9 protein-coding genes are annotated in these 18684 nt (G+C 50.1%); 4 read left to right on the forward strand and 5 right to left on the reverse strand.

Features of this window, described 5'->3' with window-relative positions:
- The first annotated feature begins 432 nt into the window (after positions 1–432).
- Positions 433–5208, forward strand: a complete 4776-nt coding sequence (locus KJY73_RS12850) for a DUF3320 domain-containing protein (protein ID WP_214344126.1) — start codon at positions 433–435, stop codon at positions 5206–5208.
- Between the two features lie 495 nt (positions 5209–5703).
- Positions 5704–6162, forward strand: coding sequence for a hypothetical protein (locus KJY73_RS12855; protein WP_214344127.1), 459 nt, complete (start codon positions 5704–5706; stop codon positions 6160–6162).
- A gap of 583 nt (positions 6163–6745) precedes the next feature.
- Here KJY73_RS12855 and KJY73_RS12860 read toward each other — a convergent pair.
- The 5 genes from KJY73_RS12860 to KJY73_RS12880 form a co-directional block, all read right to left on the reverse strand.
- Positions 6746–10018 (reverse strand): S41 family peptidase, encoded by a 3273-nt coding sequence (locus tag KJY73_RS12860; protein WP_214344128.1) that lies wholly within the window; start codon positions 10016–10018, stop codon positions 6746–6748.
- A gap of 158 nt (positions 10019–10176) precedes the next feature.
- Complete coding sequence (locus tag KJY73_RS12865; RefSeq protein ID WP_214344129.1) at positions 10177–10338, reverse strand: DUF2256 domain-containing protein; 162 nt, start codon at positions 10336–10338, stop codon at positions 10177–10179.
- A complete protein-coding gene (locus tag KJY73_RS12870; protein WP_214344130.1) occupies positions 10339–11817 on the reverse strand; it encodes an FAD-binding domain-containing protein in 1479 nt (492 codons plus the stop codon).
- Positions 11814–13172: a DASH family cryptochrome gene (locus KJY73_RS12875; RefSeq protein ID WP_332874202.1), complete on the reverse strand. Its 1359-nt coding sequence runs from the start codon at positions 13170–13172 to the stop codon at positions 11814–11816. The genes KJY73_RS12870 and KJY73_RS12875 overlap by 4 nt, the downstream gene beginning before the upstream one ends.
- A gap of 94 nt (positions 13173–13266) precedes the next feature.
- Positions 13267–14037 (reverse strand): DeoR/GlpR family DNA-binding transcription regulator, encoded by a 771-nt coding sequence (locus KJY73_RS12880; RefSeq protein ID WP_214344132.1) that lies wholly within the window; start codon positions 14035–14037, stop codon positions 13267–13269.
- A 162-nt stretch (positions 14038–14199) separates the two neighbouring features.
- On the opposite strand from KJY73_RS12880, the gene KJY73_RS12885 reads away from it, so the two are divergent.
- Together KJY73_RS12885 and KJY73_RS12890 are read left to right on the forward strand one after the other, a co-directional pair.
- Complete coding sequence (locus KJY73_RS12885) at positions 14200–16548, forward strand: TonB-dependent receptor (protein WP_232848592.1); 2349 nt, start codon at positions 14200–14202, stop codon at positions 16546–16548.
- A 99-nt stretch (positions 16549–16647) separates the two neighbouring features.
- Positions 16648–18666, forward strand: coding sequence for a phosphocholine-specific phospholipase C (locus KJY73_RS12890; protein ID WP_214344133.1), 2019 nt, complete (start codon positions 16648–16650; stop codon positions 18664–18666).
- Positions 18667–18684: the final 18 nt, after the last annotated feature.

Consider the following 18684-nt stretch of genomic DNA (forward strand, 5'->3'; position numbering starts at 1 on the left):
TGACGCACCATCCCTGGTGCGCCAGTCCCGTTTCTTTCCTACGCGGTAAAGAAACGAGACGCAAAGAAAGCGCGCGCCCTGACGCCATACAGCGCTCAAACTGGACTGGATAAACGCCGGTCGCCTCCACTCACTCCGTGTTCGTATCGGCTCGATTCTCATCCCTTATAATCGTCAGGCGTTTACCTGGCGTCCAGCTTGGGCATGGCGTTTAAAGGGGGACTCAAGGCGGCTCAGCCGCCTAAAGGGAATGGCTCTTTCAACAGCTCTGCCCCTTTGATTCGCATTAGTTAGTTGAGAATAGATTTACATACTACTGAGTCTCACAAGGAGGCAGATTTGATTTTAGAAATCGCCGTGTTATGTTTGTTTTTTCACCATCTCATATATGAAAAAGCGATAGTTCATCAATAAAGTTGGAGAGGGAGTTTTATGGTTGTAGAGCAGCAACTAGAACGCGCACGTCTTGAATTGCTTGATATGGGGCTTAGAGCGAACCCTCAGTTGAATTATCGCAGCGGTAGAAAATCACTCGACATTATTGATGAACAATCCGCAAAGATTTTTGAAATGCTAGTTGAGCAAGAAATATCTCTCAGCTTTTTACCACTCCCTGAAGAATATCAACAAAAAATTGCTGAGAGTGACGACGAAGGAACCTTCTATTCGTCTGATGATGAAGCTGAATTGCCTCCACTTGATTTGTATTTAGAGCAAAAGAAAGGCGAATCTCGTTTTAGTGATAAGTATCTGCAGACAGGTTTGATACCGGCCAAGCTGGATAAAACACTGTTAAAACTAGAGACGGAAGCTCATACAATGCTTCAAGAGCAAGGGGTCGAAGTCTTATACTTGGCACTTGGTTTTCTGCAATGGAGTGAACCAACTAACTCTTCTGTCTCTCGGTACGCACCCTTGATTCTGGTTCCTGTCGAATTAACTCGCTCTTCAGCAAGAGATAGTTTTAAGTTGCGTTATACCGGCGAAGAACTGGGATCAAATCTGACCTTAGCCGCAAAACTAAGAACCGAATTCAAGTTAATCCTTCCAACTTATTCAGATGGAATAACCATCTCAGATTATTTTGACGCTGTTGCCGACGTTGTTACCGCTCAAACATCTTGGCGGGTGCATAAAGATAAAATTGGATTGGGGCTCTTCTCTTTTGGCAAGTTTCAAATGTATATGGATCTTGATTCTTCTGGCTGGCCTGATGGGAAAAAGCCATCTCAGTTGCCGTTAATTGGTCGTTTGTTTAGAGATGGGTTTGAACAAACAATAGATATTAACCCGGAGGATCTCAATCACCCTGAAAAGCTCCACTTAGTAAAAGACGCAGATTCAAGTCAAATTGAAGCTATCTTAGCAATGACGTCTGGTGCAGACTTGATTATTCAAGGGCCTCCGGGAACGGGGAAATCGCAAACTATCACCAATATCATCGCTGAAGCCGTTGCCTTGGGGAAGAAAGTACTCTTTGTCGCGCAAAAAATGGCCGCACTGGAGGTAGTAAAAAAACGGCTGGATGAAACTCACTTGGGGTTAGCCGCACTTGAATTGCACAGCCATAAAAGCACTAAGAAAGCGGTGTTGAGCTCAATTGCAGAATCTCTTGATCAAGGAAAGCCGCAAACAAAAAATCGCGAACAGGATTTTTTGGATTTAGCCGAGTCGAAAACTTCACTGGATGCTTATGTACATGCAATTCGAGTTCCCATACTACGCAGTGGCCTGAATTACATCGAAGCCTTGGGCAGTCTGCTGCTAGTGAAGGCAAAGGACCCCGACAATTGCCTACCTGCTTTACCTTTTGACGTTTTCGAACAGTGGACTTCGGAGCAATATAACAGTGTTAAAAAGCTTGTTGTTGAGTTAGTTCAACAAATGGAGCGTGTTGGCGTTCCATCAGAACATTCTTTCTCTATGTCTGGTCGCACTGATTTTTCTCCATCATTACAACAGACTTTAACCTTAGAGTTGGCAGAAGTAAGCGCTTTGCTTAGCGAGCTTTTTTCAGTAACTGAGACTGTGAGTGATTCTCTGCAGTTAGAGAAACCCGAAAGCTTGCAAGCGGTTGATCCATTGATTTCAACAGCCACTTGGTTGATTGAAGTACCAGACTTAAAAGATGTAAAAGTAAATAACCCGTTATGGTTATCAGAGAAAAAACGAATTGATAACGGTCTGTCTTGTCTGGCTAACTTCTTAGAACTAAAAGCAGGCTGTGAGCAGCACTTTATACCCCAAGCGTTAGATACTGATTTGCTAAGTATCCGACAAGGGTTAGTTGGGAAAACTGATAAATGGTGGCGTTTTTTGTCGTCTGACTACCGCCAATCTAAAGCAAAATTGGCTGGAGTGTGGCGTGGTACGCTGCCTACATCTACTGCTGAGTGGCTAACTGCTCTAGATACCGGACTAGCCTACCAAAACACAATAAAGGAACTGGCAAGTTATCAAGGGGTATTATCTGAGATTTTCGGTGCTCAGTGGCAAGGTGAGTTTTCGGAGTATGCTGAACTATCTCAAATAAACAATTGGATCGGTGCTTTTTACACGAAAATTGCTTCTAATGAATTACCGCATTCATTAGCAGCGTTGATTGATAAAGGAATGGATAAGAAGTGTCTTGGTGACCAAGCGTACTCATTGAGAGCGCTATGTCACGACATTTCGGCACGACTGCAAACACTAGACGAGTTGCTACAAATAGATAACAGCAAGCCAAACTATGGTTTTCTAGCAATGCCATTCTCGCAATTGAGCAATTGGTTAGCTGGCTGGAAAAATTCTTCTCTTTTATACGATTTCGCACGTTACAATCAGATAGTTCAAGCTTTCGAGCCATATAACATCAGTATGATTACTGAACTGGCTTACTCTTGGAATACCGTTCCAGAGCAGCTAATAACCACATTCGAACTTAGCTACTATCAGGGATTAGTCAATTATGCTTACGACAATTCTGAGTCTATAAGACGATTCGATCGCAATAAACATGAGCAAAGCCTACGAGATTTTAAGCGTATTGATGGCGACAGTCTGTTCTTCGCGCAAGAGCTCTTGGTGAATCGCTTGTATGAGCGTTTACCTAAGAAAACCGCTAAAGGTGAAATGGAATTGGTGCTGCGTGAACTTGGTAAGAAAAAGCGCCATATTCCTATACGAAAACTTTTGGCAGATGCTGGTAACGTAATTCAGCAAGTGAAGCCTATTTTTATGATGAGTCCAATGTCTATTGCAACTTATCTGAAGCAAGGTGCTTTGGACTTTGATTTGGTCATATTTGATGAAGCCAGCCAAATCCCAGCGCCGGATGCCTTAGGCGCGATGCTGCGTGGTCGGCAGGTAATAGTGGTGGGCGACAGTAAACAAATGCCGCCTAGCAATTTATTTGGTAAAGCTGTTGAGCTGGAAGAAGAAGACCTGGAGAGTAGCGCTACTGCAGAAATGGAAAGTATCCTGGCTTTAATGGAAGCCCGAGGAGCTGCCAGTAAAATGCTTCGTTGGCACTACCGATCACGTCATGATTCGCTGATTGCGGTTTCAAATGACCAGTTTTATAAAAACAAGTTGCTTGCTTTTCCAAGCCCTGGTTTTCATCCAGATGCGACAGGATTGAAGCTTCATTATTTACCAGACGTTCATTACGACAAGGGCGGCTCTCGTACAAACCCCGGTGAAGTTCAGGCCGTAGTCGCGGCTATACTCAACCATGCTTTGAGCAAGCCCCATTTATCTCTGGGCGTAGTTGCTTTTAGTTTGTCACAGCGTGATGCCATATTGCTTGAATTGGAGAAGGAGCGCCGTCTTCACCCAGAAACTGACGATTTTTTTGCGCGGCATGCGGGTGGCGATGAGTTTTTTGTTAAAAATCTAGAGAACGTGCAAGGGGATGAGCGCGACGTTATTTATATCAGTATTTGTTATGGCAAAACCCAAAATGGCCAGCTTAGTCAGAATTTCGGCCTACTAAATAAGCCAGGTGGCGAGCGACGGTTAAATGTTCTTATTTCACGCGCTCGCCTAGCAATGGAAGTTTTTGCAAATTTCAAAGGTGAAGAATTAAAAGTTGAGGCAGACAGTCCGTTTGGTGTTCGCTCGTTACAAATCTTTTTACAATTCGCTGAATCAGGTCAGTTGAGTAAATCTCATGAACAAGAGCAAAAACAGAGTTTCGCCTTTGGTGCCCTGCTGCATCAGGCGATCCAACGTCTTGGTTACCAGGTTGCAACTAAAGTTGGCAGTCAGGGATACTACATCGATTTGGCGATAAGGCATCCTCAAGATCCAACTAAATTCGTATTGGCCTTGGAATATGACGGTGCCGGCTATTATGAGGCTGCGTCGGCGCGTGACCGTGAACGGCTTAGACAAAGTGTATTAGAAGGGCTTGGTTGGAGCTTTGAGAGAATTTGGTCAACCGATTGGTTTAGAGATCCCGAAGCTGAGTTGCAGCGCCTGAAGGGGCTGATAGTTAAAGCAATAACACTGCACGACGAACTGATGCAGTCTTTGGCAACACAAGCGAATAGCACTCAACTGGCGAAGTCCAGTGTTGCCTCGCTTGAGCCTGTTTCGGCACCCATTCTAAGGGTTGAAGAGGAACAACCTGAGTTCGAGGCTTGCACAACGCCTTACAGAAGAACCGATGTGTCTAACCTAAACATCCCACAAGTCGACGATTTTAGCGCCATCCCATTAAGTATGCTGGTGCATGCAGTTGAGCGTATCGTAGAAACTGAATACCCGATATTTGCTTCATTGGTTGCCACTCGGCTGGCGAACGCCGCTGGACTGACTCGGGTGGGCGCTAAAATTAGACGCATCGTAAACCAAGCAATTCAAAGCGCAGCGGCCAAAGAGTTTATTAAAGTGGGGCCGGATGAAGTGTTGTGGCCGCAAGGTCGCAGCACAGTGAAGCTGAGAAACTGGAATACTGCTGATGCCGCGACCCGCAAGCTGGAAAACGTGTGTGATGCTGAGCTGAGCAACGCACTTTTGCTAACTGTGCAAGATGCTCATGCTATCAGTGTTCCTGATGCTGTATCCGCTGCTTTGGGATTATTGGGATTTCAGCGTGCAACGGCACAAGCGTTTGACCGGATGAGCAAGTTAGCTCAAAAGCAGTGTGATTTGGGAGTGTTGGTTTGTGAAAATGACAGACTGAAAATTGCAAGTTCACAAGTAAAAGGGCAGAGCTGTTAAGACGTCCGCTCCCTAGGCAGCCCGAGCCGCTTTGCTCCCCGCTTAAAATTCCCGGTCGTTGTTGGAAATCTTGCGGGCGCGTTTTGAAAGCTACGTCCCTGTAGCTTTTCCTTCGGACCAGCGTAACGCTGTCCAAAATCTTTCCCAAAGATTTTGTCTTTGGTCTCGTCTCGTTTATTCGCAGTAAAGACAATCTGGTCCGGAACCAGCTTGAGCAGCTTTAGCTGGCCCGTAGGGCAGCAGGCAGGATGTCTGTTGTTAATGAGACTGGCGCACCACGGAAGGTGTGTCATATAAGACAAGGAAGTTAAGGAGTTCATGCCTTGCCATGGCGGTCTTCGCCGTGGATACTGAAACTCAGTTTGGCTAAATCAATGCCATAGAAATAGTTGAAATCAGACATGGACAGTTCTCCTCAATGGTTGCCATATAAGCTTGGCAAAACTCCGGGAAAGGGGGAGTCCATATCATTCGTTAGGTGCCTAGGAGAGGTAGTTGGAAGTCTACGAAGTTAAATGGAAAGAGCTTGCGAAATTTATGACGCGGCAACTGTTTGTTATTTTGTCCTTTGGATTTATTGTGTTGATGCTAGTTCGACTAGTTTCTACAGGTTTCGATATGGCCGTAACTTTTGAGCATATAAAGCTATCGCATGTTCCTGTCGTTTTTTTTATTATTTTCGTTTTTAGCTTAACTTTTGCTTTTTTAATCAGCGCACTATTAAAGTGTGCGAGAGTTACTATAGAAAATGGGGTAATAACAGGAAGAAATTACTGGCTGTTCAAAAGAAGTTTTGAGTTAGTTTCAATTAAAAAAGCCTTTCCATTTAATAGTAATGGAATGCCAGTGGTAATTGTCGATGCAGGTAAAAAGGGCGAAATACATATCCCTGTTCATATCGAAAAATCAGAAGAGCTTTTTGCGCTATTGGATAATTATCAAAACGGCACCTAACAAGTGACTGTGGTCCCAAGTCAATAAATTATGCGATATTTTCACGCCATTTCTCGTCACTTCTAGCATGGTATTTAACATGACAGTCAGCTTCCCTAGTCAGGCAATAAGTGCCAACTTTGGGAGCTTTCCAGCCGCTTTTAGGCGTTGGCAGGATCAGTCAGGTTCATCGATTTTGGTAATGTGTCAACTTAGCCAAAGCTTTTCCCCCTCGCTTTTCACAGTATTTATTTCTCTACCACGAAGATCAGAAGAACACGAAGAGTAGACAATCGGCCTTGCCCTTCGTGCACTTCGCGTCCTTTGTGGTGAAACATATTTAATCTCCATTAGTGGGGCGGTCTGGAACCAGATTGAACAGCTTTAGCTGGCCCGCAGGGCAAACTGGCAGGATGTCTGTTGTAAATGGTACTGGCGCGCCACGGAAGGCGTGTCATAAAAGACAAGGAAGTCGTGTAACTAAAAGCTTGCGGACTCAAATATAAACCACCTAAACCAAAAAAAAGCTGCAACCCAAGTTGCAGCTTTTTTAATTAGGTCATTATGCCGATAACCCAAACACCATCATCGGCATACTAACACCTTACTTACCCACTTCTTTGGGCATAGCCGGTGCCTGGTCAAAGCGTACTGGTTTGTAGCTTTCCAGATCTTTCAGTACTTCGGCAATAGCGCGCTGCAACTGCGGGTCTTCGCCGCGGTTAACGGCCACAGGATCCAGTTCTACATCAATATCCGGTGCTACCCCTTCGTTTTCTACCCGCCATTCATGTTCGGGGGTGAAGAAGCGGAAGTGCGGCACATTTAAGCGTCCGCCGTCGACAAAGTTACGGTTGGCCGACACGCCAATCAGGCCACCCCAGGTGGTTTTGCCAATCAGCTTACCCAGCTCCATACGTTTAAAGCTGTAAGGCAGGAAGTCACCGCCGGAGCCGGCATCCTGATCAATCAGCATCACTTTGGGGCCATATACGGCGGTGGCCGGGGTGCTTAGCACCATACTGCCTGAGCGGTATTTCCACCCGGCCAGATACTGGCGTGACAGCACATCGGTGATGTAGTTGGCGGCCTGGCCGCCGCCGTTGCTGCGCTCGTCAATCACCATGGCCGGTTTGTCGGCCTGGGCGTAGAACATGCGGTTAAAGTTGGTGTAACCGGCCCCTGCGGTGTTGGGCAAATACACGTAACCGGCTTTGCCATTGGTTTTCTCCCACACATACTGGCGGTTTTGTTCCACCCAGTGCCAGTGGCGCAGTTTGCGGTCGTCGTCGAGGGTTTCCACCACCACAGTTTTGGCGTCTTGTTCCTTACCACTGCTGCTGACCAGCAGCCGTACCTGGGTATTGGCCTTGCCGGTTAACAGACGATAGATATTGTCTTTGCCAGACAGCGGCTGGCCGTCAATGGCGTGCAGGGTGTCACCTTCCTGAATATCAATGCCGGGCACTGCCAGTGGTGCATGTAATTCAGGGTTCCAGCGCTCGCCGGTAAAGATACGGGCAATCTTGTACTGGCCTTTTTCAATGCTGAAATCCGCCCCCAGCATGCCGACTTTCACCGGCTTTTCTTTGTGGCCATCACCGCCGTATACCACGTTATGACCGACTTCCATTTGCGCGATCATCTCGCGGATCAGCCAGTTCAGGTCTTCGCGACGTCCCACATCCTTAAGTAGCGGCAGGAATTGTTCATAAACTTTCTGCCAGTTCAGGCCATGCATATTGGCGTCGTAGAAGTAGTCGCGCTCATTACGCCAGGCTTCGGCAAAAATCTGTGCCCATTCCTGTCTTGGGTCGATAAGGGCCTGCACCCCGGCGGTTTTCAGTGGTGTGGCTTTAATGCTGTCGCCGACTTTGGCGGTGCTGAGCTTATTGCCTTTACCGGTCAGCAACAGCACTTTACCGTCGGCGGAGGTGCTGATATCAAACACCTGCTTTTCTACATCCTGTACTTCGCGTTTTTCCAGATTAAAACGCTTGAGATCGGCGTCACGCTCGGGGTTGCCGCTGGCTTCCACCGCGGCACCGGCCTGGCTGTGTTCGACAAAATACAGATTATTGTCACTGCCTACCGCCAGCTTAGTGTAGAAACGTTTATCTACCGGCAGGGCCACCACACGCTGCGCTACGCCATCGAGGTCAGCGGCTTTACTGGCTTTATCCTTGTCGTCTTTTTTATCCTTATTGTCCTTGGCGTCTTTATCCTTATCGCTGTCGTCAGGTTTTGCCTCTTCATCGGCCAGTTTAGGCAGCAGTGGCGATTTACCCTGCTTATCCAAAACCACGGCATACAGGCCGAAACGCTGTGGTTTTTCCTGGGTGCTCATATCCAGGAAAAAGGCCGTTGGGCCACTGTTGGTGGACGAGGCAAAGTACAGGTACTGACCGTCAGGGCTGAAAGCGGGTAGCGCACTGTTGCTCATCCCGTCTGTGATTTTGTGGTGTTTACCTGTTTCAATCTCATACACATAGAGGTCGGCAAGATAGTTGGTATTGCGCTTGGTATAGGCAAGCAGGCGACCGTCATTTGATACTGCGCTGTCAAAACCCAGCATGGCGATATCTTCCATCACCTCGGTTTTCTTGCCTGAGTCCAGCGCCATTAACCACAGCTTTTGGCGGGAATCGCTGAAGATAAGGTGTTTGCCGTCACCGCTGATATGACGAAGATACACATCGGCAGGTTTGTCGGTAGCGGCGAAGCGGCGCTTTTCCTGGCCAAACTGGTCGGCGACCACGATTTGGTACTGACCTTTTTCATCGGTGATATACACCAGCTCCTCACCGCTGGGTGACCACAGGCCGTCACGCTCGTTCTTACCGCTGCTGGTGGTAAGGTTTTTGGTAGCACCGTCTTCTACCGGTACGCTGAAAATCTCGCCCCTGGCACTGATCAGGACCCGCTTGCCAGTGGCCGAAAGCACCGCGTTGGTCATCGACGGCATGGCGTCTTTCCACTCGGCGCGCCACTGCGGCAAGTCCACATTCAGGCTGATATCCAGCTTAGTGCTGCGGCCTTTTTTGCTGTCCAGCACATAGAGCTCGCCGCCCTGTGCATAAACAACCTCATCGCCGTGGGCATCAGCGCTGGTGATGTCCCACTGGGTGTTGTCGGTAACCTGGTTGAGTTTGCCTTTGTTGAAGGCGAACAACTGGCGGCTTTTATTGCGATCAGACAGGAAATACACCTTGTCACCGACCCACATGGGGTTAGTGTCACTGAAATTGCCGTGAGGGACTTCTTCGTAGCTATGGCGTTTCAGATCGTAAATCCACACCGGCGGGGTAGTGCCGCCGCGGTGGTTACGCCAGCCACTGCCGCCACGATGGGCCGGTTGATGGGGATTATAGGCCAGGTAACGGCCATCGGCAGACAAATCCGCGTCGGCCACGGTGGCGCGCATAATCTGCTCTGGCAGACCGCCTTCGATACTCACCTGATACAACTGGCCGGTACGGCCATTGGCGGTTTCACGATAGGAAGTGAACAGCACGGCTTTGCCGTCTTTGGACCAGCCAACCACCTCATCTCTACCCGCATGCCAAGTCAGGCGCTGTGGCTGACCACCCTGAGTGGGAATAATATACACGTCCTGATTGTTGTCATAAGCGCCGGTATAGGCCAGCCATTTGCCATCTGGGGAGAAATGCGGCTGATTTTCTTCTGCTGCATGGCTGGTTAGGCGGGTAACGTTCTGTCCTTTTTTATCGGTGCGGTAAATATCACCCGCGTACACAAAAGCAATATGACTATCGCTGATGGTGGGGGATTGCAGCATTTTGGTACCGGCCAACGCCGGGCCTGCGGCGAGAGTAGAGAGTGAACCCAATAACAGGGCAAGGGTGGTCTTTTTCATCTTGTTATTTCCTTCAGGTGCCTGAATCTCAAACAGCGTTAGTGAGGCGCTGTTGCTTGAAATAAAGTTAGCTAGATCAGCCAGTTATTTTGGCTCATTGGCAGAGAATTGAAACAGCTCAACGCACCATGCGCAACCCGCATCATGTAACCGAGTATTTACATATCTGTTTTCTGTGGTTGTTTGCAGCGTTTCGAGCAGAAATTCACCTCGTCCCAATTTTTCTGCCACTTCTTGCGCCAACTAAAGGGGCGCTGGCACTGCATGCAGACCTTGGTGGGCAGGTTGGCTTTACTGACGGTTTTCCCCTTTCTTTTCATTTAGCCAGGCCTCACATGCCGGGCCAGAATGCGGCTGGCTTCACGTTTTACTTCGCTGCGTTTTCGCCATGCCCACAGCAGTTCCCTGGCATGCCGGGCGCTTTGCTGGAGATCTACCAGGGGCAAGGGATAATTTACTCCCAACTGCACCTGATACATCTGCTGTTCCATGGGTGTGATGTGCCAGGGCTGATGGATCAGGGCGGTTGGTAGGTCGTTGAGCTCGGGAACCCAGCGACGGATGAAGTGGCCTTGCGGGTCCTGTTCTTCTGATTGTTTAACCGGGTTATAAATTCTGATGGTGTTGGTGCCGGTCACGCCAGCCTGCATTTGAAACTGCGGATAATGAATGCCGGGTTCAAAGTCGAGAAACAGCCGGGCCAGATGGGCGACACCGAGGCGCCAATCGAGCATCAGATGATGGCAAAGAAAACTCACCAGCATCGCTCGCATACGAAAGTTGATGTAACCCGTGGCATGTAAGCAGCGCATACAGGCGTCAACCAGAGGGTAGCCAGTTTGCCCCTGTTGCCAGGCGGCCAGGCGCGTTTCGGTATCTGGGCCTTGCAGGTAAGGTAACGTGTTATAGCCGCGGTTAATATGCTCAAACTCCATGCGGCATTCGCTTTCAAACTTCTGAATAAAGTGGCAGTGCCAGTGCAAGCGGGATGACAGGGCCTCTAGCGCATAGCGCCAGCCAGGGCGTTGCCAATGTTGGATCAGATGCTGATAGCACTGACGCAAACTGATGTTGCCCCATGCCAGGTAAGGGGAAAGGCGCGAGCACCCTTCACGGCTGTGTTCGGGACTGGAGATGGCTTTCGCATAATTTTTGCCCCGCCCGGCAAAAAAACTGTTGAGCGTGCTAAACGCAGCCCTTTCTCCGCCGGTTTGAAAGTGCGGATCGGTTTTTTGCCAACTGTCTGGTGCGTTGAACCTGGTTAATAATGCGAGCCGCTCGCTATCTGCCGACAGCCAGGGAATGTCTTCAAGTCGCACCTGGTTAAGGGGCGCGCGCATCACTTGTTGCCAGGCTTGATCCCAGTGCTCTCTGTGTGGCAGGCCACGGATTACCGCAGCGGTTTGAAACTCCTGCCACGTTATGTGGTTGGCCCGGCACCACGTAGCAACGGCTTTGTCACGCACAAAGGTATTGCTCAGGCCGGTTTCCTGATAACTCCAGATCTGCCTGATACTGTAAAGCCTGGCCAACTGATTGAAGCAATCCAGGGCCTTCCCCTCCAGTACCAATAGCGCTTGTGGGGGCAACCGTCGCGCCATATCGGCCAGCGACTGGTAAATAAAGCGCCAGTGACGAAGATCGTAATGGGGGTCGCGCAAGAGCATGGGCTCAACAATGTAGACCAGTAACACCGGATGCTCAGCATGCATTGCCTGGCAGAGGGGGGCGTGATCAGACAAGCGCAAATCCCGTTTGAGCCAGACGATATTCAGGGGCGGCTTATTCGGCGCACTCATGCTTGGCTGCCTGCCGATATTCCGTCTCCCGAGGCCGGCATTGGCCAGCCAACGGCATCCCTAGTTGCCAATGGCTGGCAAGTGGCCTGACCCTGCCAGCGGCGGATGTAGCGTCCATCCGGATCATACAGGCGTGTTTGTTTTTCCAGATCAAAACGGCGGCCACCTCTAGGATCTGCGCCTACCCCGGCGATGTACTGCCAGTTTCCCCAGTTAACTGCTACATCATAATCCAGCAGTTGTTGTTGAAAATACGCGGCACCGTAACGCCAGTCTCCTTGCAATTCGTTTACCCAGCAACTGGCGGCAATCTGGCGGGCGCGATTGCTGATGTAACCGGTCTGGTTAAGTTGGTGCATGATGGCATTAACCAAAGGATAAGGCGTATTACCTGCACACCACATGGCAAAATAGTCTGCATGGAAGGTGGTCAGCGGCGCACGCCCGTTGATGCCGGAGAAACGAAACACCTTGTGCTGATGACGTTGCAAATACCAGTGAAAGTATTCCCGCCAGAGCAGCTCAAACTTAAGCCAGTAGGTGGATTGATTCGCCCCTTTTTGCTGTTCGTAATTCAATATCTGTTGCCAAACCTGGCGCACCGACAAACAGCCCCAGGCCAGCCAGGGGCTAAGCTTGCTTGAGGATGTCCAACTGTCCAGTTGGTCACGGGTTTGTTTGTATGTCAGAGGTGCATCAGTGCCGAAGTACGCTTCCAGATGGGCAATACCGGCCTGATTGCCGCCCCGAAAGTCTTGGATGTGTTGTTTGGTGTCTTGTAAAAAAGCCGCTAAGGGGGAAGCATTTGTCGCTGGTGGTGGCATTGAAATCAGTGCGTGGCTGTTGGCAACGTCAGGAAAAAGAGGCTCGATTTTTTGCCGAAAAGGTGTGAAATGGGCGGGTAAGGCTTCCAGATTAAAGGGTAGTTGCACCTGAGAAAAAAGCGTATGTTGCCAGACCTGCTGATACGCAATGTCCAGGTCTGAAAGCTTGTTCGCCAGCGAATCTGCCAGGCGTTGCTCGTTGGTGCCGTAAGGAGCGCTTTGTACCACCAGATCAATCTGGTGGTGCCGGAGATAGTTGTCGATGCTGCTTAGCAAAGGGCCGGACAGCACCTTGAGATGTTGTCCGAACAATTGCAGCTCAATGTCTAATTGGTGCAAACTTTGTAGCAGGAATCGCTGTGAGTGTTGCCCCAACTGCTGACAGCCATAAGCATCAGCGCTCGCCTGTGCCGGATTATGCACATAGATACAATCCAGGCTATCCACTTGTTTACAGATAGCTAGCAGGGCCAGATTGTCCTGAACCCTAAGGTCACGGTTAAAAATAAAGAGTCCGTGTTTTCCTGCCACCATCGCTCCTCTGAGTTGCCAGAGCGATTTATACGAGAGGTGCGAGGAAAACGATCGCTAGGGTAATTGGCAGGTGGTGTTCTTTTTCTGGTGCTTAAGCCTTAGTCGGGGCCACCATTATTTCCACACCGGCGTGATTTAGGGCGTCGGCAAGCTCGCCTTGCGGCATCTGGTCACAAACCAGCATATCAATATCCTGGAAATCCGCGGTGAGTATGGCGCCGGCCTTACTGAATTTGCTGGCGTCGGCTAACACGATTTTTTTACGGGCATTGCCCAGCAGGGAGCGTTTAAAGTCGGCTTCCTGCAGGTTCAAATCCAAAAAACCCCGCTCGGCATCAAGTGCACTGATAGACATAAACAGCAAGTCAGGCACAAAACGGCGAGCCTGGTTAATGGCTTCCTGATCCAGCGCGGCGCGGTAGTCGGTATTCATCTGACCGCCGACAAAAACACAGCGCCAGTCCTGGCGACCCAGCACTTCGTTGGTGATATCCAATGAGTTGGTCACCACTTGCAACCCGCGCGCTTTTTTTAATGCCCTGGCCAGCCAATAGCTGGTGGAACCGCAGTCGATAAACACTGTCATGCCGTCCTGCACTAAATCGGCGGCGCATAGGCCAATAGCCTGTTTTTGCGTTGCATTCATATTGATGCGTTTTTTGTAGCTGGGTTCAAGCAGCACGTCTGGCAAGCGCACGCTGCCATGCAGCTTGATCACATTACCATCGCGCTCCAGATTACGAATATCCCGGCGGATAGTTTCCATGGTGACGTTCAGCCGGTTGGCCAGCTCATTGACCGAGCAGGACTGTTCCAGTCGTAAAATATTCATGACTTCGATTAAGCGCTCTGCCGTGGTCATAAGATCTCCCGCTGTGAATCTATGGCTAAACTCGTATATAGCACTATAAAAACCAACATAAAACAATGCAAAACAACGTAAAGCAATAAAAGTATCATGTTTTTGTCATCTTAGGTTGTTAAAACTTTGCCCCGAAGATTCACAACCACTTAAGGAACACAGATGCACATTAACCTCAAACGCTTCGCTTTATCTGCGCTTGCACTTGGTATCAGCCAGGCCGCTATCGCAGAGGAGAACGCAGAAACTGCTGATAACTCAAATATTGATGAAATTGTGGTACTGGGGCAAAAGCAAACTTTCGCAACGTCTCATGTTTCCGACACCATGATTGAACGCCAGGCTGCAGTAGCTTCGGTTAACGACGTATTAAATGAACTACCGGGCGTACTGGTTACCCAAGGCGACTACTTTGGTGCCTCTGACTGGCTGACGGCAATCTTTATGCGCGGCTTTAACACTGGCGGCGGTGCAAACCAAATTGGTACGACTATCGATGGTCTGCCCAATGGCGGTTCCAGCTATGGCGGCGGCAGTAAAGCCAACCGTTATATTGACGTGCTGGAATTGGAAACCGTAGAAGTGGGTCAGGGCACTGCCGATATCAGCTCACGCTCCAACGAAGCCCTGGGCGGTACACTTAACTTTATTACCCGTGACCCGCTGGATGAGCAGGCCATGCGCTTGGTTACCGCCTTTGGCGACCAGGATGCGCGTAAATATTACTTCCGCTACGACACCGGCGAAATTGCTGCTAATACCCATGCTTTTGTCAGTGCTTCATCGTCGTCGGTAAAAGACTGGATCAACAATGCGGCTGAGGTAACCCGTGATTATGGTATGGCCAAAATCACCTCCGAGATTGACGGCTATAAGCTGACCGGCTTTATCTCCTATAACGACGCCAACGAACACGAGTTTGAAACCATCTCTTTGGATGACTACAACAATAATCCGCGTAACGATGCTTTGCATATGACCTGGACGGATATTCCTGCGGTCAATGAATACTATCGGGACGGCTGGCGTGCCCTGCGTGAAAACACTTTTGCCTACGCAAAGGTAGAAAAAGATTTTGGTGACTGGGATTTCCAAACCTCGGTATACAAGCACCGTATGAAAGGGCGCGGTGACTGGGTGCCGCCTTATCTGGTTAATATTAAAGACGACGGCGCGGGCAACCCGCAATCTGAGTTTGTTGGTGGCGAAACCCAATATGGCGGTTCGCAGATTGACCGTTTCTTCTTTGTGAACCCGGATGGCAGCGCAGCAGTGCCGAGTGACAGCTGTGTACCTACTGTTGGCTTTAATAAAAACAATGATCCGGCTTGCTATGCCAACAACGTATTACCTGTGATGTCTTACCGCCATACTCACTACACTAATGACAGGGTGGGGATTACTGCTGATGTGGCTTACCACTTTACCACCGGCAGCATAGAGCACAGCCTGCGCGGCGGGATCTGGTATGAAGATGGTGAATCGTCCAGTACGCGTGACTGGCACAAGATCAGCAACGTACTGGTTGGCCCGGCCTTCGATAAAAAGCCTTACTGGGTGCAGTACATCAGCGAATATCAAATTGACGAGACCATGTACTACCTCGAAGAAGTGGCGCATATGGGCGACTTTACCGCACGTCTTGGCTTGAAGAAGTTTAAGGTCGACACCGACTATCATCAGCCTATCGGCAGCGATCAGCCTGTCTCCCACTCTTCCAGCTCTGATCCTTTATTCTCCTTTGGGGTGAACTACATCACGCCGGTTGAAGGTCTGGAGGTGTTTGCCGGTTATTCCGAGAACTTCTCTGCCATCAGTAAAGACCGCGTTGGCGGCTCTAGTGCAGAAGAGTTGTCGCGTATTGAGCCAGAAACCGCAGAAAATATTGAAGTGGGAATGCGATACGAAGGACGTGACCTGCAATTCGCCGTGACTTACTACGATATTGCCTTTGAAAACCGTATTGTGTTTATCGAAGACGGTGCCGTGACAGGTATCGACTACCTTAGCCAGGTGGATGGGGTGTATTACAACCTGGGCGGTATCGATAGTAATGGTCTGGAAATGATGGCCTCGTACAATCTGGGCAATGGTTTCAGTCTTTCTGGTTCTTACACCTACAATAAAGCCACCTTTGTCGGCACGGGCTCCGCGGCGCTGGATGAAGAAGCCAAAGTTGTTGCCGGTAACCGTGTACATGGTTCACCTAAAACCCAGTATGTGGTGGCGGCCGACTACATGGGGGAAGTGCTAAGTGCGGGTATGTCACTGCGCTTTGTGGGTGACAGATACATTAACTACGACAATGCCCAGGTGGCACCGTCGTACACCGTATCGGATCTCTACGTGGGTGTGGATTTAGCCAATATCGCTCCCAACCTGAAAGGGCTGTCGGCACGTTTGAACGTCAACAACCTGTTTGATCAGGAGTTTATCAGCGGCGTATACAGTGGCTCGGTGTTCCCGTCAGCCCCGCGTACCGTCAGCTTGTCCATCAGCGCCGATTTCTAATGCGGTGACTATGGCAGGGCCGTGGTTGATTGCAGCTGCGGCCCGTTTTGTTTTTTCCGACCGGCTGAATAGCCTGTCGGGTTAACACAGGAGTTCGTTATGAGTGGTATCAGTCGGCGGCAGTTTTTGGCCGGCAGCGGGGTGGCGGGGCTGGCCATGGCTTACCCACAAATCGCCAGGGCCTTGAGTATTCCGGCGCGAGTAAAAAGCGGCACGATTGAGGATGTGCAGCATGTGGTGATCCTGATGCAGGAGAACCGTTCCTTCGACCATTATTTTGGCACTATGCCAGGGGTGCGGGGCTTTTCTGATCCCTATCCGGCACCGGTTAAAGCTGTTGCCGGTATGGCCGAACGTACGGTCTTTACCCAGTTGAATACCAACCAGCCTGGCCCTGAATTGATTTCACCTTTCCCGTTAAATACCCGCCAGACCTTTGCCCATATGCGGATAGAAGGTACCCCACATTCCTGGACAGATGCGCAGTTCGCTTGGGACCACGGCAGAATGGACCAGTGGCCGGATGCCAAACACATGCATGCCATGGGCTATTTTGAGCGACAGGATATGCCTTTCCAGTTTGCCCTGGCCGATGCCTTTACCCTGTGTGATGCCTACCATTGTTCTATGCACGCAGGTACCAACCCCAATCGCTTGTTTCTGTGGACCGGCTGCAATGATGGTCAGGGCCAATTTGGCGGACCGGCAGTGGGCAACTCCCATGACAATCTGCCGGAAAATGACGGCCCCAAAGAGTCCTATACCTGGATGAGCTACCCCGAGCGTTTGCAACAGGCGGGTATCGACTGGACTATTTATCAGGATATGGGTGATAACTTCACCGACAATCCGCTGGTAGGCTTTAAAGCCTACCGTGATGCCTATGCCAAGCGCGAAGGCGCTGACCCCGAGTTGCTAAAACGTGCGCTGACAACCCGCGCACTGGACAGGCTGAAGGCAGATGTACTGGCCGACCGTTTGCCGGCGGTGTCTTATGTGATTGCCACCGCAGAAGGTTCCGAGCACCCCGGCCCGTCGAGTCCAGCGCAAGGCGCAGCCTATACCGCTGACATGCTGGACGCGCTGACCGCCAATCCGGACGTGTGGGCTAAAACTGTGTTATTTATCATGTTTGATGAAAACGACGGCTTTTTTGACCATGTACCGCCGCCAGCTCCCCCATCACCAGATGCCGATTCGGATGGCGGTTTTGCCGGTCATTCACAAATTTCGACCCAGGGGGAATACCATCAACACCCGGACAAACATAATGCCAAATTGGATAAGCCCGAACTAAGAGGCCGACCTTATGGCTTGGGGCCACGTGTGCCGGCTTATGTGGTGTCGCCCTGGAGCCGCGGTGGCTATGTGTGCTCTGAGGTGATGGACCACACCTCGGTGATCCGTTTCCTGGAAGCCCGCTTTGGCGTGATGGAACCTAATATCAGCCCCTGGCGACGGGCGGTTTGTGGGGATTTTCTCAGTGCTTTTGATTTTGCCAATCCCAACAAAACCAGCTTTCCGCATTTACCCGCGCCCTATCAGGATGCATTGCGTGCTGCTGAGTTTAAGCAGCGTACCGTACCGCCAATTCCGGCCAAGTTAACCGAGATTGCTCAGCTACCTGGGCATAAACCATACCGGCCTTGTCTGTACGAACTGAATGTCGACTGCAGCATAAAAGCCGACAAGCTGGTGGTGCAAATGCAAAACCTCAGTCAGCGGGCCGTGGTGCTGCAGGTTTACGACCGATTGAATCTTGGCGCCATCCCCAGGCGTTATACCTTGGCAGCCAAGGGAAGATTACGGGCCGAATGGCCACTCATCGAGGGACGTTATGACTTGCAGCTAATGGGGCCGGAAGGTTTCCACCGTCGCTTTAAAGGTCATAAGGACGAAAAGGTCAGTGTTACTCTGGAGCGCACCCGTCAGGGTTTACAACTTCAGGGGCAGGGCCAGACGTTGCGTTATCGGCAGGGCCAGCAAGATGAGATGCAACCGCTGACTTCGGGTAAGTCTGTGCTCTTGAATATGGATGCTAATCGCGCTTATGACTTGAGTATTGAGGACGCAGACGGGCAGTTTATACGCCAGTTCGCTGGCCGTTTGCCCGGTTGATTCTTTGCTAATAGAGGC

It is taken from the genome of Bowmanella yangjiangensis, from assembly GCF_018531185.1.
Taxonomy (GTDB): Bacteria; Pseudomonadota; Gammaproteobacteria; order Enterobacterales; family Alteromonadaceae; genus Bowmanella; species Bowmanella yangjiangensis.